The sequence below is a fragment of the Pseudoalteromonas sp. SG44-8 genome (assembly GCF_014164125.1).
GTDB classification, from domain to species: Bacteria; Pseudomonadota; Gammaproteobacteria; order Enterobacterales; family Alteromonadaceae; genus Pseudoalteromonas; species Pseudoalteromonas rhizosphaerae.
This window is the reverse complement of record NZ_JACJEQ010000002.1, coordinates 85,336-110,509: the sequence shown is the minus strand read 5'-3', so window position 1 is coordinate 110,509 and position 25,174 is coordinate 85,336. Positions and strand designations below refer to the sequence as shown.

General features: G+C 39.6%; 23 protein-coding genes and 2 pseudogenes. 13 read left to right on the top strand and 12 right to left on the bottom strand.

Annotated features, from left to right (window positions below):
• Entirely contained in the window at nucleotides 1-1,122 is a 1,122-nt protein-coding gene (locus H5163_RS02800; protein ID WP_182734271.1) for an ABC transporter permease, read from the top strand.
• A gap of 130 nt (nucleotides 1,123-1,252) precedes the next feature.
• On the opposite strand, the gene H5163_RS02795 is transcribed toward H5163_RS02800, so the two are convergent.
• The gene (locus H5163_RS02795) at nucleotides 1,253-2,419 is read right to left on the bottom strand and encodes a DUF3103 family protein (RefSeq protein ID WP_182734269.1); all 1,167 of its coding nucleotides are present in this window, start codon (nucleotides 2,417-2,419) and stop codon (nucleotides 1,253-1,255) included.
• A 279-nt stretch (nucleotides 2,420-2,698) separates the two neighbouring features.
• Here H5163_RS02795 and H5163_RS02790 point away from each other — a divergent pair, with 279 nt between their 5' ends.
• Nucleotides 2,699-3,118 (top strand): MAPEG family protein, encoded by a 420-nt coding sequence (locus tag H5163_RS02790; protein WP_182734267.1) that lies wholly within the window; start codon nucleotides 2,699-2,701, stop codon nucleotides 3,116-3,118.
• 47 nt (nucleotides 3,119-3,165) lie between these two features.
• Here H5163_RS02790 and H5163_RS21220 read toward each other — a convergent pair.
• Nucleotides 3,166-3,396, bottom strand: a pseudogene (locus H5163_RS21220) (EamA family transporter); the annotation flags it as partial.
• On the opposite strand from H5163_RS21220, the pseudogene H5163_RS02785 reads away from it, so the two are divergent.
• Nucleotides 3,393-3,610, top strand: a pseudogene (locus H5163_RS02785) (ClbS/DfsB family four-helix bundle protein); the annotation flags it as partial. The pseudogenes H5163_RS21220 and H5163_RS02785 sit on opposite strands and share 4 nt — an antisense overlap.
• A 4-nt stretch (nucleotides 3,611-3,614) precedes the next feature.
• Here the strand turns inward: H5163_RS02785 and H5163_RS02780 are convergent.
• Nucleotides 3,615-4,244 carry a trimeric intracellular cation channel family protein gene (locus H5163_RS02780; RefSeq protein ID WP_149982542.1) on the bottom strand — a complete coding sequence of 210 codons (630 nt, stop codon included), beginning with the start codon at nucleotides 4,242-4,244 and terminating at the stop codon, nucleotides 3,615-3,617.
• Nucleotides 4,245-4,630: 386 nt separating this feature from the next.
• Between H5163_RS02780 and H5163_RS02775 the strand changes: the two genes are divergently transcribed.
• Nucleotides 4,631-6,517: a M61 family metallopeptidase gene (locus tag H5163_RS02775; protein WP_182734265.1), complete on the top strand. Its 1,887-nt coding sequence runs from the start codon at nucleotides 4,631-4,633 to the stop codon at nucleotides 6,515-6,517.
• A gap of 107 nt (nucleotides 6,518-6,624) precedes the next feature.
• On the opposite strand, the gene H5163_RS02770 is transcribed toward H5163_RS02775, so the two are convergent.
• Nucleotides 6,625-7,935, bottom strand: coding sequence for an amidohydrolase (locus tag H5163_RS02770; protein WP_145233121.1), 1,311 nt, complete (start codon nucleotides 7,933-7,935; stop codon nucleotides 6,625-6,627).
• A 51-nt stretch (nucleotides 7,936-7,986) separates the two neighbouring features.
• Between H5163_RS02770 and H5163_RS02765 the strand changes: the two genes are divergently transcribed.
• From H5163_RS02765 to H5163_RS02745, 5 genes are all read left to right on the top strand, one after another.
• A complete protein-coding gene (locus H5163_RS02765) occupies nucleotides 7,987-8,661 on the top strand; it encodes a Crp/Fnr family transcriptional regulator (RefSeq protein WP_182734263.1) in 675 nt (224 codons plus the stop codon).
• Between the two features lie 82 nt (nucleotides 8,662-8,743).
• Nucleotides 8,744-9,163, top strand: a complete 420-nt coding sequence (locus H5163_RS02760) for a hypothetical protein (RefSeq protein WP_145233123.1) — start codon at nucleotides 8,744-8,746, stop codon at nucleotides 9,161-9,163.
• A gap of 89 nt (nucleotides 9,164-9,252) precedes the next feature.
• Nucleotides 9,253-9,756, top strand: a complete 504-nt coding sequence (locus H5163_RS02755) for a DUF962 domain-containing protein (protein ID WP_145233124.1) — start codon at nucleotides 9,253-9,255, stop codon at nucleotides 9,754-9,756.
• 19 nt (nucleotides 9,757-9,775) lie between these two features.
• On the top strand, nucleotides 9,776-10,567 hold the full coding sequence (locus tag H5163_RS02750; protein WP_145233125.1) for an SDR family oxidoreductase: 792 nt from the start codon (nucleotides 9,776-9,778) through the stop codon (nucleotides 10,565-10,567).
• A gap of 227 nt (nucleotides 10,568-10,794) precedes the next feature.
• Nucleotides 10,795-11,250 (top strand): DUF4826 family protein, encoded by a 456-nt coding sequence (locus H5163_RS02745; RefSeq protein ID WP_220493027.1) that lies wholly within the window; start codon nucleotides 10,795-10,797, stop codon nucleotides 11,248-11,250.
• A 178-nt stretch (nucleotides 11,251-11,428) separates the two neighbouring features.
• Here H5163_RS02745 and H5163_RS02740 read toward each other — a convergent pair whose 3' ends face one another.
• The 7 genes from H5163_RS02740 to H5163_RS02710 all read right to left on the bottom strand — a co-directional run bounded on the left by H5163_RS02740 (nucleotide 11,429) and on the right by H5163_RS02710 (nucleotide 19,081).
• A complete protein-coding gene (locus H5163_RS02740; RefSeq protein ID WP_145233126.1) occupies nucleotides 11,429-11,887 on the bottom strand; it encodes a GNAT family N-acetyltransferase in 459 nt (152 codons plus the stop codon).
• A 12-nt stretch (nucleotides 11,888-11,899) separates the two neighbouring features.
• On the bottom strand, nucleotides 11,900-13,045 hold the full coding sequence (locus tag H5163_RS02735; protein WP_182730630.1) for a cupin domain-containing protein: 1,146 nt from the start codon (nucleotides 13,043-13,045) through the stop codon (nucleotides 11,900-11,902).
• Between the two features lie 82 nt (nucleotides 13,046-13,127).
• Entirely contained in the window at nucleotides 13,128-14,498 is a 1,371-nt protein-coding gene (gene purB / locus H5163_RS02730) for an adenylosuccinate lyase (protein WP_145233128.1), read from the bottom strand.
• A 32-nt stretch (nucleotides 14,499-14,530) separates the two neighbouring features.
• Nucleotides 14,531-15,133 (bottom strand): high frequency lysogenization protein HflD, encoded by a 603-nt coding sequence (hflD, locus tag H5163_RS02725; protein ID WP_149982535.1) that lies wholly within the window; start codon nucleotides 15,131-15,133, stop codon nucleotides 14,531-14,533.
• Nucleotides 15,133-16,233: a tRNA 2-thiouridine(34) synthase MnmA gene (gene mnmA, locus H5163_RS02720; RefSeq protein ID WP_145233130.1), complete on the bottom strand. Its 1,101-nt coding sequence runs from the start codon at nucleotides 16,231-16,233 to the stop codon at nucleotides 15,133-15,135. Before mnmA ends, hflD begins: the two co-directional genes overlap by 1 nt.
• Nucleotides 16,234-16,808: 575 nt before the next feature.
• A complete protein-coding gene (locus tag H5163_RS02715) occupies nucleotides 16,809-18,656 on the bottom strand; it encodes an ABC transporter ATP-binding protein (protein WP_182734261.1) in 1,848 nt (615 codons plus the stop codon).
• Between the two features lie 113 nt (nucleotides 18,657-18,769).
• Nucleotides 18,770-19,081, bottom strand: coding sequence for a DUF962 domain-containing protein (locus H5163_RS02710; protein ID WP_145233132.1), 312 nt, complete (start codon nucleotides 19,079-19,081; stop codon nucleotides 18,770-18,772).
• Between the two features lie 152 nt (nucleotides 19,082-19,233).
• Here H5163_RS02710 and H5163_RS02705 point away from each other — a divergent pair, with 152 nt between their 5' ends.
• Nucleotides 19,234-21,396, top strand: coding sequence for a prolyl oligopeptidase family protein (locus H5163_RS02705; protein WP_182734259.1), 2,163 nt, complete (start codon nucleotides 19,234-19,236; stop codon nucleotides 21,394-21,396).
• Nucleotides 21,397-21,481: 85 nt separating this feature from the next.
• Here H5163_RS02705 and H5163_RS02700 read toward each other — a convergent pair whose 3' ends face one another.
• Complete coding sequence (locus tag H5163_RS02700) at nucleotides 21,482-22,771, bottom strand: anti-phage deoxyguanosine triphosphatase (RefSeq protein ID WP_145233134.1); 1,290 nt, start codon at nucleotides 22,769-22,771, stop codon at nucleotides 21,482-21,484.
• Between the two features lie 176 nt (nucleotides 22,772-22,947).
• On the opposite strand from H5163_RS02700, the gene H5163_RS02695 reads away from it, so the two are divergent.
• The 3 genes from H5163_RS02695 to H5163_RS02685 all read left to right on the top strand — a co-directional run bounded on the left by H5163_RS02695 (nucleotide 22,948) and on the right by H5163_RS02685 (nucleotide 25,097).
• Nucleotides 22,948-23,754: a glucosaminidase domain-containing protein gene (locus H5163_RS02695; RefSeq protein ID WP_182734257.1), complete on the top strand. Its 807-nt coding sequence runs from the start codon at nucleotides 22,948-22,950 to the stop codon at nucleotides 23,752-23,754.
• Nucleotides 23,747-24,415, top strand: a complete 669-nt coding sequence (locus tag H5163_RS02690) for a DUF2987 domain-containing protein (RefSeq protein ID WP_145233136.1) — start codon at nucleotides 23,747-23,749, stop codon at nucleotides 24,413-24,415. Before H5163_RS02695 ends, H5163_RS02690 begins: the two co-directional genes overlap by 8 nt.
• 205 nt (nucleotides 24,416-24,620) lie before the next feature.
• Nucleotides 24,621-25,097 (top strand): GreA/GreB family elongation factor, encoded by a 477-nt coding sequence (locus H5163_RS02685; protein WP_145233137.1) that lies wholly within the window; start codon nucleotides 24,621-24,623, stop codon nucleotides 25,095-25,097.
• Nucleotides 25,098-25,174: the final 77 nt, after the last annotated feature.

The window sequence follows — 25,174 nt, the reverse complement described above, 5'->3', positions numbered from 1 at the left end:
ATGCAACGTCGCGGAAACATTGTTAATTTAGGTATTAAAGAGTTGCGTAGTTTATGGCGTGATAAGGTTTTGTTGCTATTCGTTTTTTTTGCTTTTACTGGATTGATTTATGTGGTGGCTTCAGCCACGTCGATAGAGTTAAATAATGCGCCGATTGCAGTTGTTGATCACGACCAATCGCAATTATCTAAGCGTATTATTAATGCCTTTTATGAGCCTTACTTTAAAACGCCAGACAGTATTTCATCAAGCGATGTTGACTCAGCTATGGATAATGGCCGTTATACTTTTGTGCTTAATATCCCGCCTTATTTTGAGCGTGATGTACTTGCAGCTAAGCAACCTACGATTCAAGTAAATATAGATGCTACGCGTATGTCGCAAGCATTTATTGGTGATAACTATATTCAAACCATCATTAACGGCGAAGTAAATGAGTTTGTGCAAGGTTATCGAACCGTTTATTCACTGCCAATAAAGCAATCGGCGCACATTATGTTTAACCCAAATATGACAAGTGTATGGTTTGGTAGCGTGATGGAATTAATGAACGTGATCACAATGATTTCGATTATTTTAACTGGCGCCGCGGTGATCCGTGAACGCGAACACGGCACATTAGAGCATTTATTAGTTATGCCATTAAGCCCCTTTGAAATAGTGATGGCGAAAATTTGGGCCAATGGGTTAGTGATTTTATTACTGACTACGTTTTCATTATTTATTGTGATCGAAGGTTTGTTACAAGTGCCTATTCATGGCTCGGCGGGCTTATTTTTATTTGGCGTTGCTATTCATTTATTTGCGACCACATCGCTGGGTATATTGTTAGGAACGCAGGCGCGCACCATGCCGCAACTCGGGTTACTGATGATCTTAATTTTATTACCATTACAAATGCTCTCTGGCGGTGTTACGCCGCGTGAAAGTATGCCTGAGGTAGTGCAAAATATTATGTTATTGGCGCCAACAACGCATTTTGTAAAATTTGCTCAAGCTATTTTATACCGAGGGGCAGGGTGGGATGTAGTTTGGCCTTACTTTTTAGCATTAACTGTTATTGGCAGTGTGTTTTTTACTGTTGCATTAATGCGCTTTCGTAAATCAGTGGCGCAAGGTTAGGGTATTAAAATATAACGCGTGTTTTCAAAAAAGTGGCTGTTTAAGATAAAGCCACCCGTTAACGTTAAAGCGCTAATGGGTGGCTACTGAAGATACCATCCGCAATAATAATTAAGCGAATGGGGATGACTTAGTTTAGTCTTGGGTTAATTTCTAAAGGAGACAGCGTAATGGTCGCATTACTGCTTGCTCCTTTATATTCTTGATAGTCTTTGTTTTCAAACAGCGTGTAAAAAACATCAACATAATCGTCATTATTAGTAAACCATTCATCCGGCATTGCTTTTAGTAGTTCATTGGTCAGCTTAGGGATAATGGCATAACCTTGCGCTTGTAAATCAGGAATGCTCGCCATTACTTGCTCTGATATTTCTAATAATTTTATTGCTAGAGTTTTATAGTTGGTGTTGTCATCTTGTTCCATTAAGAGTAAATCGACCGCTTGCCAACGATAACGCTGCCAATGAATTAAAACCTGATTAGGGCTGTAATCGGTTTTGTCATGATCTAAATAAGGTAAATCAACGATATCTAATATTGGTTCATCTCGGGTGGGGTCGATACCCGTTACAATGGCATAAATTTCAGCACCACCTGAGATCCAAGGTTCTTTGTCATCTTCTAAGCGTATTTTTTTCAATACACTGGTTTGCAGGGGTTGTTCATTGCTTAACTGGTTTTGTGGACTAACCGTGGTTTTACTGAATTTGTTAGCAGATAAAATTCCTCTCATTACTGCAATACCCGCATCTTGTACTTTTTGTTGATCTAATTCGACAATAAATACAGGTTGGGTCGGCATTTGATCAACACTAAGATAGTGAATGTCACCAAACTGATCGAAGGCTTCAATCTCGCTCCATTGCGAATCGTCACCAGCAGGTGCAAATGCAAATAAAGGGCGTTCGCCTTGCTGCCAAGCGCTAAGCATTGTGTCACTTGCCAAACGCACTTGTAACAAACTACCGGTGTTTTGTGGTAAACCTTTAAGTTGTTGTAACGCGCTGTTTGCTAAACGAGTATTTTGTTGTGTGTGCATGCCTAAAGACGGTAGCTGGTCCGCATTCAAAACCAGTTTATATTGGCTTAGCGTTTGTTTAAGATCAGCGTTTAATACACTGTAATTAAGCGCTATTTGTTTTGCGAAATTGCGTTTAATGGTGGTTACGTCTTTGTATTGCGCCAACTTAGAAAAGTTTTCACCTTTTTCGATTTCATATTGAGCTGAAAAAGCGGGCGCTGATACACAGTTCAATAGAGCTAAGGTTGCCAAGCATTTGGTTATTTTATTCATCATATTTATTTTACCGTTCCGTTATCAGTAACGATATAAAACAATACTTAGAATAAATAATCAAACAAAATTTATAAAGTAAGTAATTAGTATTGTTTTTGTGGTTGCGCTTAGGCTGCAAAAAATACCAAGCCGCTGTTATAGAGTAAGTTTTATATAAAGAATGAATCTATTACAAAAAATCATTTTACTAAAAAGTAATTTCTATATATATCAGTGGCTTATATGTGGCTTGATAGTTGCTATAACTACTACTCTAATACCAACACAAAGGATTAAGCAATGACCGATATAGCACATTCAGCGTTTATAGCATTTTATTTATATTTAATTATGGTGTTAGTACAGTGGGCAGTGGCGACGTTTAGTAAAGCCAAACAGCCTGGCGCTGTGCCAGGAAAAATTGATAAAGACCTATCTCATGAGAGTTTTATATTTAGAGCGCATCGCACCTTTCATAACACATTAGAAAACAGCGCGTTATTTATAGGAACGGTTTTATTTGCCTTTGTGATTAATTACCACAGTTCGGTTTTTGCAATCTGTATTTGGGTTTACGTCATTGCACGTTTAAATCATATGGTACTGTATTACGCAATTGCCACAGAGAAAAACCCCAGCCCGCGTAGCTACTTCTTTTTGATTGGCGTAATTGCGAATCTAGTTATGCTGGTGATGCTAGGGCTAAGATTAGCCAACTAATAAAACCTGATAAAGCGAAAAGCGTTATTTGCTTTTCGCTTTTACATTTAGTTATCTACTACAGGTTTTTTTGTGCGGGTAACCCAAAAGCAAATTAACGACCCAATAGTCACGAGTACAACACCTTGTAAAAAATAGTCAGCTAAAGCAACGGATAAGTTAATAGAGGCAAACACAGTGGAGAAAATAGGGGTAAAATAAGACAAGGTGCCTAAAAGTATCATATTTCCACCTATAAATGGCTGACTTCACAAAGCAAATCCTGACCCAATAACAAGAGTATCGAGACTGGAAATACGATGATCTACTTATGGAGCTTGAATTTAAGGCAAACGATATACTCTTGCTTATTTCAGCTTAAATAACTATGAATTTTATGGTGTAACCTGGTACGAAAAATGGACATTGGGATGTAAGATTCAGTTTAATACGTCATCATCGATGAAAAAGGTACGTACAAAAGTTCGGCGTTTTAATCGGAACTTCACATAGCAAACTATTGTTTTCTAACCGACCTTTTTCTAAATATATTTGGTTGCCATCCCCAGTGTAGGGAACCGAGCCGTAAAAATACGGTAATAAAGAGTGCGCCTAAAATACACCAAACATAAGGTACTTCTAATAGAAACAGTGTGGCATAAGTTAAGCCACCAGATAGGCACGCGGTGGAGTAGAGCTCTTCGCGCATGACAAGGGGGACTTCACGGCATATTACATCGCGCATTAGACCACCAAAGATGCCTGTGGTCATGCCCATAGTAATAGCCACAATCATCGTAGTGCCTTCGATTAAGGACTTTTCAATGCCAACAATATTAAAAATTGCCATGCCCAAAGCATCGACCAGCAACATGTAATAGTTTGATACGTGAGGTAAATGACGAATAAATATTACGGCGATAAATATGGCGCTGTATGTTGCGTATAAATAATCCGGTTCGGCTATCCAAAATACTGGGTGGTTTAATAATACGTCGCGCAGTGTGCCGCCGCCGAGCGCTGTCACTGACGCGACAACCACAACACCAAAACCTCCTATGTTTTTTTCATGGCCCATTAGAGTACCTGAGATGGCAAAAAACGCTACCCCGATCAAATTTAACAAATGAAAATAGTCAGATGCCATTGTGGTCTCCATACCATTACCAAAAAAGTAGCCTATTAGAATAGCGTACTGATGATTTATTTAGCCTGAACATAGGTATTGTGCATGATTAAGTTTTAAAACAGTGCTTGCAGCGCTCTTATATTCTCAGTACAAGAATGCAAATAAGCGCTGATACAGCTAAATTCGGCACTATAAATTGACTTAAAGCGCAAATAAATTGAACGCATTAAATGGTTGTTCGTCCATAAATCATTGCTATTAGCTGTTGTTATAGTTATAACGGATGTTGATTGTTTCAGAAATTTCTGAAATTAAAGGGAGGTTGCCGAGTGTTTTGCACTCAAATTACTAGGACAATACCAATCTAATGCGCGTGCTTTGCGCCTCTCTAATTGGAGAAGTAAGTGAATAAACATGTTTTTGCTGCTGCCCTCAGCTCTGTTATGGGCTTTATGCTTCCAGCGTTTGCTGATGTTCCAAATCCGACTGATACCCCATATTCCGGCACTATAAAAATAGCGGTTGATGCCACAGATCTAGCTCATCGTATTTTTAAAATAAACGAAACTATCCCTGTTAATGCTGGTGAAATGACTTTGCTTTATCCGCAATGGATACCTGGACATCACTCACCAGTTGGACCAATAAGTCAGTTGGCTGGATTGAAAATGTCAGCAAAAGGTAAAGTGATCGAATGGCAACGAGATCCTGGCAACGTATATGCTTTTAATCTTAAAGTTCCTAAAGGTGTACGTGAGTTGCATGTTGAATATCAATTCTTGTCACCACAAAGTTCAGAGCAAGGGCGCGTTATGATGACGCCAGAAATGCTCAATTTACAATGGGATACAGTAGCGCTTTACCCTGCTGGGCACTATAGCCGTAAAATTAAATTTCAACCGAGTGTAACGTTACCAAAAGGGTGGCAGTTTGCTACTGCACTTGAAAAGTCTTCGCAAAAAGGCAATACAGTTACCTTTGAGGGAATTGATTTTGAAAACCTTGTAGACTCGCCAATGTTTGCCGGTAGCCACTATAAGCGTGTTGATTTAAACCCAAATGCAGATACTCCGGTGTTCTTAAATGTCTTTGCCGATAAAGAAAAAGATCTTGAGATCAGTGCAGAAGGGTTAACAGCACACCGTGAGCTTATTCAACAAATGTATGCGCTTTATGGTGCACATCACTTTGATCATTATGACTTTTTACTTGCCCTGACAGATAAGTTAGGCGGTATCGGCATGGAACATCATCGCTCAAGTGAAAATAGCGCGAAAGAAAATTATTTTACTGACTGGGATAAGTCATGGGTCGGTCGCGATTTATTAGCACACGAATTTAATCATTCATGGAATGGTAAGTATCGTCGCCCTGACGCATTATGGACACCGACCTATAACCAAGTTAAAGAAGCTAATGGTTTATGGGTATATGAAGGGCAAACACAGTTTTGGGGGCAAGTCATTGCGGCTCGTTCAGGACTTTGGAGCCAAGAAAATGCGATGGATATGCTAGCTCGTTTAGGTGCAACCTACGACCAAGGCCGACCTGGCATGGCATGGCGTAATATTTTAGATACAACCAACGATCCAACTATCGCTCAGCGTTCATCTTTGCCTTATCGTAGTTATCAAATGAGCGAAGACTATTACTCTGGTGGAGAATTAATTTGGTTTGCGGTTGATGCAAAATTACGTGAATTGAGTAACAACAGTCATTCATTAGATGATTTTGCCCACAACTTTTTTGGCGTAAACCCGGGTGATTGGAATGTGTTGACCTACAAATTTGATGATGTGATTAACACGCTTAATGGTATTGAAAAGTATCAATGGGATGACTTTATTAATTCGCGTTTAAAAGGCCATGTTAACTTATCTAAATCACTGGAAGACCAAGGTTGGAAATTGACCTATAACGATAAAGCCTCTGAGGGCATTAAAGCAATTGAAAGCCGCTATAAATCAACTGATTTAATTTATTCTCTGGGCTTCTCGGTAAATAAAGAAGGCAAAATGCGTGACGTATTATGGGATAGCCCTGCATTTAATGCGGGTCTTGCGCCAAGTATGCAAATTGTTGCCGTTAATAATACTCAGTTTAGTGCTGATGCACTCAAAGATGCAGTGACGGATGCTAAAGGCTCAAAAGCGCCAATTAAGCTCTTGGTGAAAAACTTTGATCAGTACAGTGAAATCCAGATCGATTATCATGATGGCCTTAAATATCCTCACCTTGAACGTATTGAAGGTAAGCCTGACTATTTATCACAGCTACTAACCGCACGATAAAATAAATCCGCGTAGGTTTATCAATACTTTTAAATATACCCACAGAGTGTGGGTATATTTATTTTATGCTAACCGATTATGATTTAGCATGTACGTTGAAGTTCTGGTTATTTTTTCATTGCAAAGTAATCCACAACTAACTGCGTCATCGCATTCACGCCTAATTGCAGTGCTTGCTCGTCAGCGAAAAACTGTGGTGAATGATTACTTGCTGCCGTTTTTGCATCTTGACCTTGTGGGGTAACACCTAAAAAGAAAAACAATCCAGGAGTTTCTAAAGCGTAATAGCTGAAATCTTCAGCGCCGGTGATCAAATCAGTGGTAATGATATTCTCAGCCCCAGCAACTTTAGTTAGTGTTGGCGTCATTTTTTGCGTGAGTTTTACATCGTTTACGGTGACAGGGTAGCCGTGGTCGATATGTACATCAGCTTTAGCACCACCGGATTCAGCGACCATTTCAGCTGTTTTCACTAAACGCTTTTTGATATCAGCGCGCATTGCTTGGTCAAAGGTGCGAATAGTGCCAATTAACTCGACACTATCCGGAATGATATTGGAACGTACGCCGCCATTAATAGCACCAAACGAAATAACTGACGGCGCTTTAGTAACATCAACTTGGCGAGATGAAATTGTTTGTGTGGCCATAATTATTTGTGATGATGCCACAATCGGATCAACACCATTCCATGGTCGTGAACCATGAGTTTGGCGGCCTTGTACATTAATTGTAAATGAATCTTCACTGGCCATAAGCGGGCCTTCACGGAAGCCAATTTGGCCTGTGTTTAATGAACTGGTTACATGTAAACCAAACACGGCGTCAGGTTTTTCTTTAAATAAGCCTTCTTTTAGCATGAGTTCAGCACCGCCTTCTTCACCTTCTGGGGCACCTTCTTCAGCTGGTTGAAAGACAAATAATACATCACCCGCTAAGTCATCTTGAATTTTAGCCAACGATTCAGCTACAGCCATTAGAATAGCGACATGGTTATCATGGCCGCAGGCGTGCATAACACCGACTTCATTACCACGGTAGGTTGAGGTCTGAGTTGAAGCAAACGGTAAATCAACTTGCTCAGTGACAGGCAAGGCGTCCATATCGGCACGCAGCGCCACTAAAGGGCCTTTTTTACCACCTTTGAGTTTAGCAACTACACCCGTATGGGCTATCCCAGTTTGTACTTCGAGCCCCAGTGCTTTTAAATGTTTAGTAATGTATTTAGCCGTTTCAAATTCGCGGTTACTAAGCTCTGGGTATTGGTGAAGATGGCGTCGCCAAGTGATCACTTTTTCACTTACACTGTGGTTAGCTTTTTTTAGATTCTTGTTGAGCTGTTGATCAGGAGCTGCTGCAAAACTTGGTGCAGATAACGTACTTAGCAATAAGCCGCTGTAAATAACTTTGTGTAACATAATGATCCCTTTTATTATTTGATTATTAAAACTAATGTAGAGTAAACCGATATGAATGAACAGGACCGTGCGATAGTTAACCAAGGAAATTGGTTTAGTAGCCGCTCTAAAGAATTTCAACACCAGCTATTGTTACATGCAAAAGTAATTAAACTCGATGCGGGTGAAGCATTATTTTTAAGAGGAGATGAAAATGCGGGTTTATACGCTGTTGTTAATGGAGTTATGCGAGTTAGTGGAGTAAATGGAGAAGGTAAAGAAGCGGTACTGAGTTTTATAGATCCCGCTATTTGGTTTGGTGAAGTTGCTTTATTTGATGGTGGTTTGCGTACCCACGATGTTTATGCACAAACACCCGCTCGATTGCTACATGTACCGCATCGGGCACTGATACAATTATTGTCAATCACGCCTATTTACTGGCATGATTTTGGTGTTTTACTTTCACAAAAAATGCGGCTGCTGTTCACTTCATTAGAAGATCATGCTTTATTAACTGCCCAGCAAAAAGTCTGCAAACGGCTGGTTATGATGGCAACCATGTCGCTGCCCAGTAATACCGCTACTATTATGTTATCGCAGCAACAACTCGCAGATATGACCTATTTAACTCGTCAAACTATTAATCAAATCTTGCAGTTATTAAGTGAAAAAAAGCTTATTTCCCTGCATTACCAGCGTATAGAAATTCTTGATAAACAACAGCTGGCTTTACTTGTACATTAGCTGCGTTATTATTTTTACCTGATATAAGTACATTGGCCTTAAATTTGCTTTATAAAATAAAACTATCAATGGATTTGAAGCAATGAGCTCACTAATATTTAATAATCAGTACCGGACAGAACCTTATAACCCTCCTGTGCAAGCGAAAAGCATAAGCCATCCTAAAGCGGCAACCGAATTGCCAGAAACGGCAATAAATAGCCAAGCTAATACTGTTAGCAGCCCTAAAAACCCTTTATATGGAAAAGACTTTTTAGAAAAAGCAAATGAAGCGCTTATTTATCAACGATTAGGTGTTGATAAAGATAAAATAGCTGAACTTAAGGCCGCGATTGAAAAGCTGACAGAAAAAATACAAGAGCAGGGAGGGGGGAATGACGAATTAGCAAAACAAATGGAATCGTTACAAAAAATGCTTGGACAAGAATATCAAAAAGGCCGTGAGTTACAATCTAAAACTCCGGATCACGATAAAGGTAAAATCATAAGCGCATTTGTATAAGTGGATTTTACAAATGTCGGCTAGAAGACATTGTTACGTTGTGTTAACTGCTAAAGTAAATAATAAGATAATTATATAAAGTAAAGAAAATGAAAACACTGCAACAACAACTGGGCAATTATGGCCTATATCACCGTTCAAAACGCAATGTACTCACACACTTTTTTGGTATTCCACTCATTGTATACGCTGTATTGTGTTTATTAGCGCGTATTTATTTACCGGTTGCTGATCATGTTATCAATGGCGCTCATGTTTTTGTGTTAGCTACTGTGATTTATTATTTACTGCTTAATGTCTCACTAGGTTTGATAATGGCTGTTATTTTAGTAGTAATGAGTATAGCGGCTGCGCCAATTGCATCACTTAGTTTTACTAGCTGGTTAGCTGTTAGTATAGGTGTTTTTATTTTTGGCTGGGTTTTACAGTTTATTGGGCATTATTTTGAAGGTAAAAAACCAGCTTTTGTTGATGACTTAATTGGGCTTATCATTGGGCCATTATTTGTGCTTGTTGAGGCGCTTTTTTTACTCGGACTATATAAACAACTCGAGCAACAGATCACAGACATTGCGGGTCCTACAAAGCCTTAATAATAATCATAGGTAGAGCATGAACTTTAATAATAAAACGGTGTGGATCACCGGGGCATCATCAGGTATTGGTAAAGAGTTAGCGATACAGTTAGCACACTTAGGCGCTAATATTATTTTATCAGCCAGAAGTGCAGATAAACTAAATCAACTTTGTAGCGAGTTACCGGCTGGACAACACAAAGTAATACCTCTTGATTTATCACAACCTGAGCGGGTACTTGAGTATGTTGCAAATAGTATGGCTACGATTGGTAACGTTGATATTTTAATTAATAATGGTGGCGTGTCGCAGCGTAGTTTGTTTTTAGAAAATGACTTTATTGTGTATCGTCAACTTATGGAAGTTAACTATTTTGGTTTGATTGCGCTAACTAAAGCGGTATTACCGAGTATGGTTAAAAATGGCGGCGGCTGTGTAGTATCAATCAGTAGTGTCGCAGGTAAAGTTGGCTCTAAATTCAGAACCGGTTACTCAGGCTCTAAATATGCAGTCGTTGGTTTTATGGATTGTTTGCGAGCTGAAGTGGCCGATAAAAACATTCATTGTTTGACTATCTGCCCAGGCTCTATAAAAACGGCTATTGCTCATAATTCACTTAATGAACATGGTATTGCGCAAAATAAGGCTGAACACTCCATTGAAAATGGTATGGATGTAACGGCTGCTGTGAAGCAAATGGTCAGTGCAATAGCTAAACGTAAAGATGAAGTGGTGGTTGGCGAGGGGATCAGTGGCTGGGCTCCGACTATAAAACGTTTCTTTCCTAGTTTTTTTAATCGTATGACAGCGAAAAAGAATTATCGTTAAACAAACGATGAATAATACCGTGCTGGTATGCATTAACAGCGGCTTTATAGTTTATAAATTAGCTATAAATTGATTTTTTTGCAGTATTAGTAAACAGTTGTGCGTAGAACGATGGGTTAGAATGTAGAAAAAACAGGCGATCGCTTATGATCTCGCTGGAATTGGTCTTTTATACTTGCACCGATAATTATATGCACTTAAAGTAGCTAAAATGATGTAAACGAGTGATGAATACTGTGGAACAAAAACAACTTAAAGAATTAACACCAGAAGAACAAGAACAAGCAAAGCAGCAAAGTATTGCATGGCAACGTGAGTGTTTTCAAAATGCACAAAAGCATTTAGCAGAGAAGGGCGTAATGCCAAAAACTTTGCTAGAAAAAGAAAGCCGCTTTATCGCTCCGTTATGTGCCCTATGGAAGTTTAAAGGCCAAGACGGTAAAAGTTATTGGGTTATCACCGGTCGCTTACCAACTGATCATGCGTTAGCATCAGTTGCCGAAAATGCGCGTGATGCGCTGCGATATTTTTCTCTGCAATGGCAGTTAAAAGCAGATCAAATTATGCAAACCGGTGGACACGATAAAACTAAAGTTGATTTTGCAAACCTACTAATTAATCGTGCGCATGGTATTTATGAAATGTACGAAAAAGAAGAGCTGTGGGCAAACGAAGTTAATTGACCTGAAAGCTTATTTATAATTTTAACTTAAAGATTTTAATATAAAGAACAGCTTTAAAAATTAAAAAAGCGAACGTGTTATGTGGAGTTACACATTAATATGTTCGCTTTTTTAATGCCCATTGCGTTAAATTGGTGGTTTTTAACTCGCTAGGATGGCCATTTTTAATAAATTTTTATCAATGCACCAGTGTAAATGGTTTCGTATTGAATTTATTAATGGGGCATTGCATACGAAGCCGTGGAATACCTGCTTCCATAAACACACAACCTTGTTGTTCAAAGCCATTACGTTTAAATCGTTCTACCTCATTTAAAATACAATTAATGCTGACGCAATCACAACCCTGCTGTTGTGCAAGCTCAACAATATAATTCAGCAATGAACGATAGACGGAGCGATTACGGTGCTCTGGCAGCACCGCAATACGGCCAATAAGGCCATCGCTACATAATCGGCCTGTTGCAACTGGGCCTTGGCTGTCATCTGTTACCAGTATATGATGAGCATATCTATCAAGATTATCAAACTCGATATGTTTGGGAATATGTAGTTCACATACAAATACCCGCTCTCTGATCTGTTGTAGTAACTCCTTGCCTATATCCCATTCTACCTTGTTGATATGATAGCCCATACAAACACACTCCTAGCAAAACCAAATCCCCTCATTAATTAGTGTAGTAAAGGTTTGTATAAAAACTAAACTATTTTTTGAACTATTTAGTTGCTCTGCTGTCACCATAGTATGGTCAGTGAGTAATTTAACCGCAGTTAAGTCACTAACAGGGAGTGGGTAGTTTTCACCATTTACGCTGAGAAGTATTTCATTTTCAAAAACTTGATACAATGCACGGGTGCCACCGAGGCGCTCAAAAATCACATCATCATCATTCAATAGCTCAGCTATTTGTTCACTATTAAATAAATCTTCTGGCGGCATTAAATCCATTTCATGCTTAGGTTGACTAAGTGTATTACCTAACCAAGATTTAAGTAATGCGTCGTCATTTAGGGCCGCTTGCATTAATAGTTTAATGTTTTCGACTTCGCAAGCTTGGATCTCACCTTTAGAATCGCGCAGTGTTATTGCAGGGTCTTGATAACGGCTATTTCCCGCTTCTTTATCAATAATGTGATCAGCAAAGTTTGATAATAAATCGCGTTGATTTGGTGCACGAAATCCGATCGAGTAGTTTAATGCGTTTTCTACAGCATAACCTTCATGTGGGCAGCCCGGCGGGATGTATAAAATATCGCCAGGTTCTAGGATGCAATCAATCACGGCTGGAAATTGTTCAACTTGTAATAAACTTTTATTTTGTGCAAATTGTTTTAGTTTATTATCTGGCATACCGACACGCCAATGACGCTTGCCTTCACCTTGAATAATAAATACGTCGTATTGATCTAAATGCGGACCGACTCCACCCCCAGGCGTTGAAAAGCTGATCATTAGGTCATCAATACGCCAATTAGGAATAAACCGAAATGGTTCCAGCAGCTGCGCAGCATTAGGATGCCAATGATCGACTGCTTGTACGAGTAGGGTAGAATGTTGCTCGGTTAGTAATTCAAAATCTTCAAATGGGCCATGATGCGCTTGCCAGTCATTATCATGATTAGTGATAATACGCGATTCAATGCTCTCTTCCATGGCAAGACCGGCAAGCTCATTAGCATCAAGCGGGTCGGCAAAGTCTGTAAACCCTTGCTTGATCAAGAGCGGTTTTTTTTGCCAATACTGTGTTAGAAAGTCTTGCTCGGATAAGTCGTTAATCGTTAATTGATACATGCTGCGCCCATTAAAATGAAAAAAGCGAAAGGCAAGAGCCTTTCGCTTTATAGTGTATATAAAATAAGTTGTCGCAGAAAGCTTAAACTAGGTTGTCGATAAACTCGACAGCACGACCAATATAGTTAGCCGGTGTTAGTTTTTTCATTTCTACTTTTGCTTCTTCCGGTAACTCTAAACCATCGATGAAGTCAGCCATGATCTCTTGATTTACACGTTTACCACGGGTTAAATCTTTTAGCTTTTCGTATGGTTTTTCGATACCGTATTTACGCATTACCGTCTGAATTGGCTCTGCTAGCAGTTCCCAGTTCTGATCTAACTCGTCAAGTAAACGTTGCTCGTTTACTTCTAACTTGCTTACACCTTTTAGGGTTGATTGGTATGCAATTAGCGCATAACCCATACCAACACCTAAGTTACGCAGTACTGTTGAGTCAGTAAGGTCACGTTGCCAGCGAGATACCGGCAGCTTTTGCGCTAGGTGAGCGAAAATAGCATTTGCTAGACCTAAGTTACCTTCTGAGTTTTCAAAATCAATCGGGTTAACTTTATGTGGCATAGTTGATGAACCAATTTCACCCGCAATGGTTTTTTGTTTAAAGTGATTTAGCGCTATATAGCCCCATGCATCACGGTCAAAATCTAACAAGATAGTGTTAAAGCGAGCAATCGCATCAAATAACTCGGCAATGTAGTCATGCGGTTCAATTTGCGTTGTAAATGGGTTGAATGTTAACCCTAGGCTAGTTACAAATTGCTCAGCATGATTGTGCCAATCGTAATCAGGGTAGGCACTGAGGTGAGCATTGTAGTTACCTACAGCACCGTTGATTTTACCTAGCATTTCAACTTGTGCAATTTGGTCACGTTGACGCTTTAAACGCATATATACGTTGGCAAATTCTTTGCCCATAGTTGAAGGTGTTGCAGGTTGACCGTGAGTACGTGTCATCATTGGTACTGCTTTGTACTCAATGGCTTTTTCTTTAATTGCATTAAGTAGTTGATCACAGTAAGGAAGTAATACTTCGTTACGTGCTTCAGTGAGCATTAAACCGTGAGACAGGTTATTGATGTCTTCTGATGTACATGCAAAGTGAATAAATTCATTAATTGCATGTAACTCGGCGTTGTCAGCTACTTTTTCTTTTAATAAGTATTCAACGGCTTTAACATCGTGGTTTGTAGTACGCTCGATATCTTTTACACGTTGCGCATCGGCTTCGCTGAAGTTATCAACAATCGCGTTAAGTAAAGCATTGGCTTCGTCGCTAAATGCCGGTACTTCTTTGATCGCATCAGCTGCTGCAAGGGCTTGTAACCAACGAACTTCGACTGTTACACGGTATTTTATCAAGCCAAATTCGCTGAAAATACTGCGTAGTTCAGTGGTTTTGCTGCCGTAGCGACCATCCACCGGAGAGATAGCTGTTAACGCTGAAAGCTCCATAATAACTCCTAAATTTTAGTTTTGAACGATAATTAAATATGGTTTTTAGCAATGGCGATAATTCTTCTTTTCGCAAAGAAAAAGTGACGGCGTTTACCGCCCATTTGTCGCCATAATACTGCACTGCGAATACCTGCTAATAATAATGCACGTATTTTGTGTTGTACTAATTGCTGTTTTAGTAAGTCAGGCTTGCCATAAACCTGAATTCGGTGCCCTAGGGGGCTAAGCACCTTTGAATAAATATCGGCAAGAGCCGTAATAACAGTGTCATCAGTAATAGCAAAGTGATCAAGACGTCGCTTGATATCATCAATGCTTTTACCAAGCTCTGCTAAGCTACTTGCTTTTGCGCTCAGTGCACGCTCAAGTTGCATTAAACCGCCAACGTATTTGACGATTTCAACATCTTTCTTTTCACCTGCACTGAGTTGATCAAGTAAGATTTTATAACCATCTCTTAGATTCTCAGTGCCTTGATACACATCACTGGGTGAATCAGGGGAGGTTTGTACAATACTGGTTAATAGTTTTTCTAATTCGTAATCGTTGCTACTGCCGTACTGCGCTATTTTTTGAACTTGTTTAGCAACTTGGCACATGGCTGCTAATGCCATGACTTGGTGTTCATTCATTATTTGATCACCGAATCAATAATACCGCCACCTAAACATATTTCGTTGGCATAAAATACCGCAGATTGTCCTGGGGTTACTGCTTTTTGTGGTTCATCAAATAATACTCGGGCAAAACCATCATCGCCAACGAGCAGCGTACAGTTTAGGTCTTCTTGACGATAGCGAGTTTTTACCGTGCAGCGGGTGGTACCTTTTGGCCCAACACGATCAACCCAGTGTAATTGGTTGGCATTTAGTCCATTGCTGTAAAGACGCGGATGGTCTTTACCTTGACCAACAATCAATACGTTGCGTTCTAAGTCTTTATCTACTACATACCATGGTTCGCCAGAGCCTTCTTTCATGCCACCAATTAGCAAACCTTTACGTTGACCGAGAGTGTGATACATCAAGCCTTCGTGTTCACCAACGTTGTTACCGTCTGTGTCTTCAATAACACCCGGTTGTGCAGGTAAGAATTTTTGTAGGAAGTCTTTAAACTTACGCTCACCGATAAAGCAAATACCGGTACTGTCTTTTTTATCGTGGGTAATTAAGTCTTGTTCTTCAGCAATGCGGCGCACTTCAGGTTTGGCAATATCACCAACTGGGAACAGCGTTTGTGCAATATGTTCATGACTTAATGTGTATAAAAAGTAGCTTTGATCTTTGTTATCATCAAGACCACGACACATAACGTATTTATCATCGCGTAATTCACGGCGTACATAATGGCCCGTGGCTATAAAGTCAGCGCCAAGCGCCGTTGCTGCAAATTCTAAAAAAGCTTTGAATTTGATTTCTTTATTACACATGATGTCAGGATTTGGCGTACGGCCTGCTTTATATTCAGCAAGAAAGTACTCAAATACGTTATCCCAATATTCTGCGGCAAAATTAACTGTGTGTAGTTCAATCCCCAGCTTGTCACAGACTGCTTGCGCGTCTTTTAAATCGTCGGCAGCAGCGCAATATTCATCATTATCATCTTCTTCCCAGTTTTTCATAAACAGGCCTTCAACTTGATAGCCTTGTTGTTTTAATAAATAAGCTGATACAGAAGAATCAACACCGCCGGACATGCCAACGATGACTTTAATGTGACTATTTTCGCTCATGGATAATTTCGCTTATACAGGTTGCTGTCATTTAAACTACTAGCGCATACGCGTATTATAGAGCTAAAAGGAGACACTCTGACAAATTACGCAGGCTATGAAAGGCCGCGATTATAGCAGTATACCCAAACCACCTCAAGATGCAGAATTCAGCGTTTCACAGGTGCTTAATATCAAGGCGTTACTTTGCAACAATGGCAGTCCCTTTTAATAAGTAACAACGCTGAGAGTAAGTGCCTGTGAAACGCCCAACGGGTTGGTTTAAAAGCGATTTATACTGCGTTATTGATTTTAACAATAGAACCACTATTACTTGCAATCAATGCCTTTACTAAATCGCTTTTAATTCCAACTGAAACTCGCATCTTGAGGTGGTTTGGGTATATAGACAGCCAAGCCACCCAAGATATGAGTTTTGTAGGGAACAGTTTCGTAGCCAAATTGGCAGGGAAGGTGTGGTTTTTAAGTTGTATTAAAAACGATGAAGTTTTTTGTAATGACACTTGGCTGGTTAAGTTTCAAAAAACAGCGCTTGGATTTTGAAACTTAACTAGGGCGTTATGGCTAGGTAAAAATTATTCTACACCAATAAACCCACCGGTTTGGTGTGTCCACAACGCGGCATAAATACCATTTTGTGCCAGCAGTTCTTCATGGCTACCTTGCTCTACAATGCCGCCCTCATCAAGTACGATGAGCCGGTCCATTTGTGCAATAGTGGATAGTCGATGCGCGATGGCAATGACGGTTTTACCGGTCATTAAATCATCAAGACTAGCTTGAATAGCCGCTTCAACTTCAGAATCGAGCGCGCTGGTGGCTTCATCTAAAATTAATATCGGGGCGTTTTTCAGCAGCACCCGAGCAATGGCGATACGTTGGCGTTGACCTCCAGAGAGTTTTACGCCGCGCTCACCCACTTGGGCTGCAAAACCTTTGTTGCCTTTGCTATCTTCAAGGTCATCAATAAACTCTAGCGCTTTGGCTTGTTTAGCCGCTTTCATCATTTCTTCATCGCTGGCATCTGGGCGGCCATAAAGGATATTTTCTTTGACTGTCCGATGCAGTAAAGAAGTATCTTGGGTAACCATCGCAATGTACTTACGCAGGCTTTCTTGACTCACTTTTGAGATATCTTGGCCGTCGATGTTGATACTACCGCTATCAATATCGTAAAAACGTAGCAACAAATTAACGAGTGTTGACTTACCAGCGCCAGAGCGACCAACAAGACCTATTTTCTCTCCGGCTTTGATATTGAGATTTAAGCCATTGATAACAGCGCCGCGATTCGTTTCGTTTGCGGCTTTACCGTAGTTAAAATGCACATTATTAAAGTCAATTGCACCTGTGGTTACACTTAATGTGCTGGCATCAGGCAGATCATCGACTTCAATTGGGTTTGATAACGTTTTCATACCATCAGCGACAGTGCCGATGTTTTCAAACAAGCCACTAATTTCCCACATGATCCACTGTGCCATGCCATTTAAACGCAGTGCTAAGCTTACCGCAATTGCAATTGCGCCGGCACTAATGGCGCTCAGAGTCCATAAATACAAAGATAATGCCGCAACACTAAATACTAAAAAGTAGTTAAGCGTTTGAATGGCAAAATTTAAACTGGTAACTAAGCGCATTTGCTTATACACAGGTTGTAAAAAAACATCCATGCTGTCTTTTGCGTACTGCTCTTCACGTTGGGTATATGAGAACAATTTAATAGTCGAAATATTAGTGTAACTGTCAACTATTCGGCCGGTCATCTCAGAGCGAGCGTCTGCTTGCGAGCTAGCCACTTTTTTGAGCTTAGGTACATAGTACATTTGGATCAAAATATACAGAGCTAACCATACAAGCAAAGGAAGCATTAAGCGCCAATCGGCTTCGGCTACTAAAAACACCATAGCGCCAAAATAAACCACGATATACATTAATACATCAAGTAGTTTCATCACGGTTTCACGCACCGCGAGGGATGTTTGCATTACTTTGGTGGCGATGCGCCCTGCAAATTCATTTTGGTAAAAGCTCACACTTTGGCGAAGCAAATAGCGATGTGCTAACCAACGAATTGACATCGGGTAATTACCTAACAAGGCTTGGTGCAATATCGCAGAATGAAAAAACACCACGATAGGTAGGACAACAAGTAGCACTATCGCCATTTTTATGAGTTCAGATTTTTGCTCAACAAATAATGTTTCAGGGGTGTAGATACTTAGCCAATCAACAAGCTGGCCCATATAGCTAAACAGTGATACTTCTAAAATCGCGAGCAATGCTGCGCTTAGCGACATAAAAAATAGCGAGACTTCCATACCTTTAGTGTAGTGACGACAAAATGCAAATAGCGTCGCAGGAGGCTGGGTTGGCTTTTGTTCGGGAAACGGCTTGATCATCCGCTCAAATAATCGATACATTTTAATATCTTGAATAGCAAAAATGGCGTTAACTATATCACTGAAAAGCGACAAAAACAGGTTTGCATAATGATCTTTTTGTTTGTTTGTCGGTTATTACAAAACAACAGTGACTACCATTTTATTTTGCCAATCAGCATATCTTTAAACATCACCCAGTCTGCCCATAAGCTATAAAACGGGTATTTGAACGTAGCAGGGCGGTTTTTCTCAAAGAAGAAATGACCAACCCAGGCAAAACCATAACCAATAATGGGTAGCAACCACAACAGCATAAATTGTTGGCTATACAGCACATACAAAACGATAATAAGCACCAAAGAGCTACCAAAAAAATGTAACCGTTTGCAGGTAATATTTTTATGTTCTTGTAAGTAGTATGGGTAAAACTTTTTAAAGCTAGTAAATTCTGGTGTATTTTTCATATCACATATCTTGTTAATGCTATTGACTGGTTTTAAATATTTAGTTTTACATTTCTTTACAGATATTAGGCGCTTTGATCTCATACTACTAGACATACTTACGACAAATTTATACCGTTATGAGTCTAACAAATAATTAAAAGATCATAATCATGTTAAAAAAAGCCATTACTTGCGCGGTGTTAGTTGCGCTTTGGGGTTGTTCTGAATCGACATCAATATCAACAAACAATCAAAATAATGCAGCAGCACCGATAACTGCTAACCAATCTATCACTTACCCAGAAACAAAAAAAGGGACTGTGGTTGATCAGTACTTTGACGAGAAAGTGGCTGATCCATACCGTTGGTTAGAAGATGATATGAGCAGTGATACAGCTAAGTGGGTTAAAACACAAAATGAACTGACTTTTTCATATCTTGAAAATATCCCGTACCGGGATAAATTAAAAGCCAGCCTTGAAAAGCTAATGAATTACGAAAAAGTAACGGCTCCATTTACTGAAGGTGAATACACCTACTTTTATAAAAATGATGGCCTACAGAACCAATATGTACTTTATCGTAGTAAAGGCAAGGGCGAAGCAGAGGTTTTCCTCGATCCAAATAAGTTTAGCGAAGATGGTACAACTTCAATGTCTGGTCTGACTTTCTCTGAAGATGGTTCGCTAGCAGCTTATCAGATCTCTGAAGGTGGCAGTGATTGGCGTAAAGTCATTATTATTGATACGCAAAGTAAAGAGCAAATTGAAAGTGCATTAATCGATATAAAGTTCAGTGGTATTGCTTGGGTTGGCAACGATGGTTTTTATTACTCAAGCTACGATAAACCTAAAGGCAGTGAACTCTCGGCAAAAACTGATCAACACAAAGTGTATTACCATAAATTAGGAACTGCACAAACAACCGATGAACTTATATATGGCGGCTCTGAGGAACAAAAACATCGCTATATTGGTGCCTCGGTAACGCGTGATAATCGCTACTTATTGATTTCTGCTAGTGTTTCAACATCTGGTAATAAACTGTTTATTAAAGATTTAACCAAGCCAGACAGCAAACTTGTCACAGTGCTTGATAATACAGATTCAGACACTTACGTTTTAGATAACGACGGCAGTAAGTTATTTTTAGTAACAAACTTAAATGCGCCGAATAAGAAAGTAGTGACGGTAGACGCCACAAACCCAACTGTTGAGTATTGGCAAGATTTGATCCCAGAAACAGATAATGTATTGAGTATGTCTAAAGGGGGGGATTTCTTTTTTGCAAAATACATGGTTGATGCCATTTCTAAAGTGCAACAATATGACAAAGCTGGCAAGTTAGTTCGTGAAATTAGTTTACCCGGTGTGGGTACCGCTCGTGGTTTCAGTGGTAAAAAAGAAAGTAGTACGCTTTATTATTCATTCGCTAATTACACAACGCCGGGCAATACCTATGCGTTTGATGTAAATACTGGTAACTCAGACGTTTACCGTAAATCTGGGGCGCAGTTTGATTCTGCTGCATATACTTCTGAACAAGTATTTTATAGTTCAAAAGATGGTACTAAAGTACCGATGATCATCTCCTATAGAAAAGATTTAAAACGTGATGGTACTAACCCAACTATTCTATATGGTTATGGCGGTTTTAATGCCAGCATGACGCCAAGCTTTAGTTCAACCATTGCTGCGTGGCTTGAGCAAGGGGGTGTCTACGCCGTGGCTAATATTCGTGGTGGCGGTGAATACGGTAAACAGTGGCATGATGCGGGTACACAACTTAAAAAGCAAAATGTATTTGATGATTTTATAGCTGCTGCTGAGTATTTAAACGCAGAGAAATACACATCAAGTGATTACCTAGCCGTTCGCGGTGGTTCAAATGGCGGTTTATTAGTTGGCGCGGTCATGACTCAGCGCCCTGAGTTATTTAAAGTCGCACTACCTGCAGTAGGCGTACTTGATATGTTACGGTATCACACTTTTACCGCCGGAGCTGGCTGGGCATATGACTATGGTACGAGTGAGCAAAGTAAAGAAATGTTTGATTACTTAAAAGGCTACTCGCCAGTTCATAATGTAAAAGCTGGGGTTAAATACCCAGCGACCTTGATCACCACAGGCGATCACGATGACCGTGTGGTGCCAGCTCACTCTTATAAGTTTGCAGCGGAGCTACAAGCCAAAGGTGCAGGGAACAATCCATACCTTATCCGTATTGAAACTAATGCGGGTCATGGTGCAGGTACACCAACCAGTAAAATTATTGATCAATATGCAGATATTTACGGTTTCACCCTTTATAACATGGGTATCAAATCACTGTAATTGAATAATATAAATAAAACACCGAAGCGATTGTTTCGGTGTTTTTAAGGTTGCGCAGTGGAACTTTGCAACGCAAGAGTATTAATTAGCTATTACTTGAAAAAAGGCGTTGGTGTGTTTTAAACGCATATTCGTCAGTCATACCACTTAAATAATCACAAATTACTCTGTGTGTATTACCATTTTGTTGTTGTGCTAGGCGAAACACATTTGCTGTGGTTTCAGGTAATAGTCGTAATGGTTCGCAGGCAAATGCTTCAAATAATTCAATAATTAATTTTTGTCCTTTAAACTCAATTTGCTGCATATGTGAAGCACGAATGAGTCGTTGATAAATAAATGACTTTAACGTCTCAAGTAAATGCTGATAACTGTGCGGTAATTCAACGGTGTAATTTAAAATTGGATTTTCAAACTCAAGTTCTGTGTGCACAATGGATGATTGAGTAATAAATAAGTTTACTAATTCCCCAATCACATCTTTACGTTGTGCTTCGCTACCTAAAAATAGCCGCTCGGTTAAGTTACTGTCGCTAAGCCACTCACATTGCACAAGCTCAAGTGCGGGTAAGGCATGATTTTGCCACTCTTTTAGGGTGATTTGCTCTGTTGCAATTGCGTCTTCAAGGTCATGTACGGCATAAGCGATATCGTCGGCAAGTTCCATAATGGCCGCATCAAGGGATTTAAAACTGGTTTTAGATCTAAACTCATCGACGGCCTTAAAATCGCCTAAGCGTTGTTTATCAGCGTCAGATAAAGGCGCTACAATCCAGTCAAAGGTCGCTTTATCATCCTTGTATAAACCTTTTGCTGGGCGCCAGTCGTCAGCTTTTATAAATGCACGTTGCGGATCATGATGTGGGATGGTGTGCCACAAGTCATCAATAAAAGCCGGGTATTTTATAAAGCCAAGCAAAGTACGGCGCGTTAAGTTCATACCATGACCATCACTGTATGGTTCAAGTCTTGAAACAATGCGCAGTGTTTGTGCATTGCCTTCAAAACCACCATGTTCACGCATCATGTAGTTAAGGGCAATTTCACCGCCATGACCATAAGGAGGATGGCCTATATCATGGGCCAAACAAAGCGTCTCAAGCAAACTAGGGTCGGGAAAATGTGTGAAGTCAGGGTGTTGTTTCTCTAAATGACGAAGTAAACCACTGCCAATTTGCGATACCTCTAAAGAATGGGTTAATCGTGTACGATGAAAATCATTTAGGCCAATCCCCATTATCTGAGTTTTAGCTTGTAAACGTCTAAATGCAGCTGCATGGATTATCCGGGAGCGGTCTACTTGCCATGCTGAGCGATTGTCATTAGGGCGAAACTTGTTTTGATTTATTATGCGGCTTTGCCAGTCTAATTTCATTAATGGGTATCCGGTAACTTCTTTAGCGTTTTTATGCGCTTAATTGTAGCCGATTTTTATAGATTATAAATCCTTCAAATGGGTATATTCGCCTTTATTGGAGTGCTTAGGTATAATGAATGGTCAGATGCGTGTGGATATACCATGCATAAACATTAGTTTTTTTGAGAGAATACATGCTTAAGTATCTATTTCGTTTAATCGTTAGCCTATTTTTTATTTGGGCATTGAGTTACCCATTTATAGAAAGGTCGAATTCAACTATTGAGGGCGAAACAGCCTTAATCAAGCCACCAGTCAAAAAGAAAGAAAAGCCATTACATAACGTTAAGCTTCCTGATTTTAACGGCTTTAGTGATGTAAAAGAAAAAAAACATGCTTTTTTTAACTTTATTCGGCCGCATGTTGAGGCTGAAAATAAAAAAATCCTGCAGCAACGGGCAACGCTGGAGATTGCATTGATGACGGTGCAATACGATAAGCCATTAAGTCGCACGCAAACTAAGCAAGTTAAAACGATTTTAAATAGCTATAAATTACCAGAAACGATTGATAGTTTGTCTTTGCGTCAGGCATTACGTCGAGTTGATATTATTCCTAAAGAGCTAGCGCTGATGCAAGCGGCAAACGAATCAGCATGGGGAACGTCTCGATTTGCTCGAATAGGATTAAACTTTTTTGGTCAGTGGTGTTATAGCAAAGGCTGCGGTATGGTGCCTAATCGTCGTAATACTGGTGCAGACCATGAAGTGGCGGCATTTAAATCTGTGCGAGCAGCCGTGACTTCTTATTTTAAAAATATTAATACCCATGCAGCTTATAAAGAGTTACGTAGTATCCGCGCCGATTTGCGTTTACAAGAAAAGCCAATTTCAGCGACTAAGCTAAGTTACGGATTAATCTCCTATTCCGAGCGTGGTGAAGCGTATATCGAAGAATTAAATCAAATGATCAACCAAAATAGAGCTTACTTTGATGAATAACCCAGTACGTAGTATCAGTCATATTATGGCATTAGCCGTTGTACTAATAGCAACGTTTACTGTGCAAGCAAAAGAGTTTGTGGTTTCCTATGATGGCTTTTATGATCGTTTAAAAGTCGTCAATAAAGGTGATTTTCAATTTGCTCAGGTCAATTTTTACATCACCGACATTGCCAGTAATGACGAATGTTTAATTAAAACCGGGCGCATTATTACTGAGCGAGAGGAATTTTCACTTAATTATACTGAGCATGCTCAGCTTTTACTTCCTTTTGATAAACAACTTGATACAAATAAAGCTGTGGTGGTTATCGAGCCTCAAAATGAAAACCATGATTGCCAGTTAAAACTGCAAATTGAGGCGCGTGAGTTTAATAATAGTAATTTAAATAAACACCAGTTGTATCAGCTTAATGATGAGTTTGATGAATTATTATCGGATCTGTCGGGATTTTTTGTTAGCAAACTGATGAGCTTTTTATTGCCTGAACAACAAGGTGTGGTGCTGACTTTTGCAGAGCCAGTGACGATTGCCGATCCTGCTTTTGATTGCCAAGGAGCAATTTGTCATGTCAGTGTTACTGAGCAGTGGGAAGACGATAAAACAGCATTTACTGTGCCGGTGCCATTACTAAAAGTAACGCCATGGATTGCTAAGTAGTAAAAAACAGTTGAGTAAGCGCTGTTAACAGCAGCGCTTGATTTATGTTATTACTAATCAAGAGTAATCAAGAGTAATTAAAAAATATCCTTCCATATTTACTAATCAATGCCTATGAATAACCTTGTTTTTAGCCAATTGAGTTACACGCAGCCCAAAGCACGTTAAAATACAGTCATTATAGATTTAAAATAATTCCTTAGATATGAATAAAACCCATGTGATTGAATGCCTGCGTTTTGCTTTAGAGGCGCAACTTAGTACCGCGCAGGCTGCTGCAAAGACAGCCCATGACACCGCCACTCATGAAGAAAATATTGCTGAAAATAAATACGATACATTAGGCCTAGAAGCTGCCTATTTAGCGCAAGGGCAAGCACAGCGTGTGAATGACTGCCATTTGAGTATTATCGAGTTTGAAAAGGCATTTAAAATCGCTGTATCAAGTAAAGTTGCCATTGGTTCGCTGGTCTGTATCTGCGATGAAGACGAAAATCTAAAATGGTATTTTTTAGGGCCACTTTCTGGTGGTTTAAGCATTAAAATAAAAGACACTACAGTGTATGTTCTCACACCACTGTCACCATTAGGTCAATTACTGATGGATAAGCAACAAGGTGATGAGTTTAGTTTTACAATAGCGAATAAATCCACGTTATTAGAAATTATTTCAATAAGTTAGTGATGCTGAAAGGAGCTTTAACCAGCTTTTTTTGATCTTACTGTGGTTGATTAAATTTACTTATCTTAACGCTAAAA

Bases quoted from the DNA above. Each gene is read 5' to 3' on its own strand.
- purB (WP_145233128.1), bottom strand. From the start codon at position 14,498: ATGGAGCTTTCAGCGTTAACAGCTATCTCTCCGGTGGATGGTCGCTAC.
- H5163_RS02795 (WP_182734269.1), bottom strand. From the start codon at position 2,419: ATGATGAATAAAATAACCAAATGCTTGGCAACCTTAGCTCTATTGAAC.
- hflD (WP_149982535.1), bottom strand. From the start codon at position 15,133: ATGAATGAACACCAAGTCATGGCATTAGCAGCCATGTGCCAAGTTGCT.
- H5163_RS02735 (WP_182730630.1), bottom strand. From the start codon at position 13,045: ATGTATCAATTAACGATTAACGACTTATCCGAGCAAGACTTTCTAACA.
- H5163_RS02690 (WP_145233136.1), top strand. From the start codon at position 23,747: ATGAATAACCCAGTACGTAGTATCAGTCATATTATGGCATTAGCCGTT.
- mnmA (WP_145233130.1), bottom strand. From the start codon at position 16,233: ATGAGCGAAAATAGTCACATTAAAGTCATCGTTGGCATGTCCGGCGGT.
- H5163_RS02705 (WP_182734259.1), top strand. From the start codon at position 19,234: ATGTTAAAAAAAGCCATTACTTGCGCGGTGTTAGTTGCGCTTTGGGGT.
- H5163_RS02715 (WP_182734261.1), bottom strand. From the start codon at position 18,656: ATGTATCGATTATTTGAGCGGATGATCAAGCCGTTTCCCGAACAAAAG.
- H5163_RS02755 (WP_145233124.1), top strand. From the start codon at position 9,253: ATGAAAACACTGCAACAACAACTGGGCAATTATGGCCTATATCACCGT.
- H5163_RS02740 (WP_145233126.1), bottom strand. From the start codon at position 11,887: ATGGGCTATCATATCAACAAGGTAGAATGGGATATAGGCAAGGAGTTA.
- H5163_RS02780 (WP_149982542.1), bottom strand. From the start codon at position 4,244: ATGGCATCTGACTATTTTCATTTGTTAAATTTGATCGGGGTAGCGTTT.
- H5163_RS02770 (WP_145233121.1), bottom strand. From the start codon at position 7,935: ATGTTACACAAAGTTATTTACAGCGGCTTATTGCTAAGTACGTTATCT.
- H5163_RS02765 (WP_182734263.1), top strand. From the start codon at position 7,987: ATGAATGAACAGGACCGTGCGATAGTTAACCAAGGAAATTGGTTTAGT.
- H5163_RS02800 (WP_182734271.1), top strand. From the start codon at position 1: ATGCAACGTCGCGGAAACATTGTTAATTTAGGTATTAAAGAGTTGCGT.
- H5163_RS02685 (WP_145233137.1), top strand. From the start codon at position 24,621: ATGAATAAAACCCATGTGATTGAATGCCTGCGTTTTGCTTTAGAGGCG.
- H5163_RS02700 (WP_145233134.1), bottom strand. From the start codon at position 22,771: ATGAAATTAGACTGGCAAAGCCGCATAATAAATCAAAACAAGTTTCGC.
- H5163_RS02745 (WP_220493027.1), top strand. From the start codon at position 10,795: ATGAATACTGTGGAACAAAAACAACTTAAAGAATTAACACCAGAAGAA.
- H5163_RS02760 (WP_145233123.1), top strand. From the start codon at position 8,744: ATGAGCTCACTAATATTTAATAATCAGTACCGGACAGAACCTTATAAC.
- H5163_RS02710 (WP_145233132.1), bottom strand. From the start codon at position 19,081: ATGAAAAATACACCAGAATTTACTAGCTTTAAAAAGTTTTACCCATAC.
- H5163_RS02750 (WP_145233125.1), top strand. From the start codon at position 9,776: ATGAACTTTAATAATAAAACGGTGTGGATCACCGGGGCATCATCAGGT.
- H5163_RS02695 (WP_182734257.1), top strand. From the start codon at position 22,948: ATGCTTAAGTATCTATTTCGTTTAATCGTTAGCCTATTTTTTATTTGG.
- H5163_RS02790 (WP_182734267.1), top strand. From the start codon at position 2,699: ATGACCGATATAGCACATTCAGCGTTTATAGCATTTTATTTATATTTA.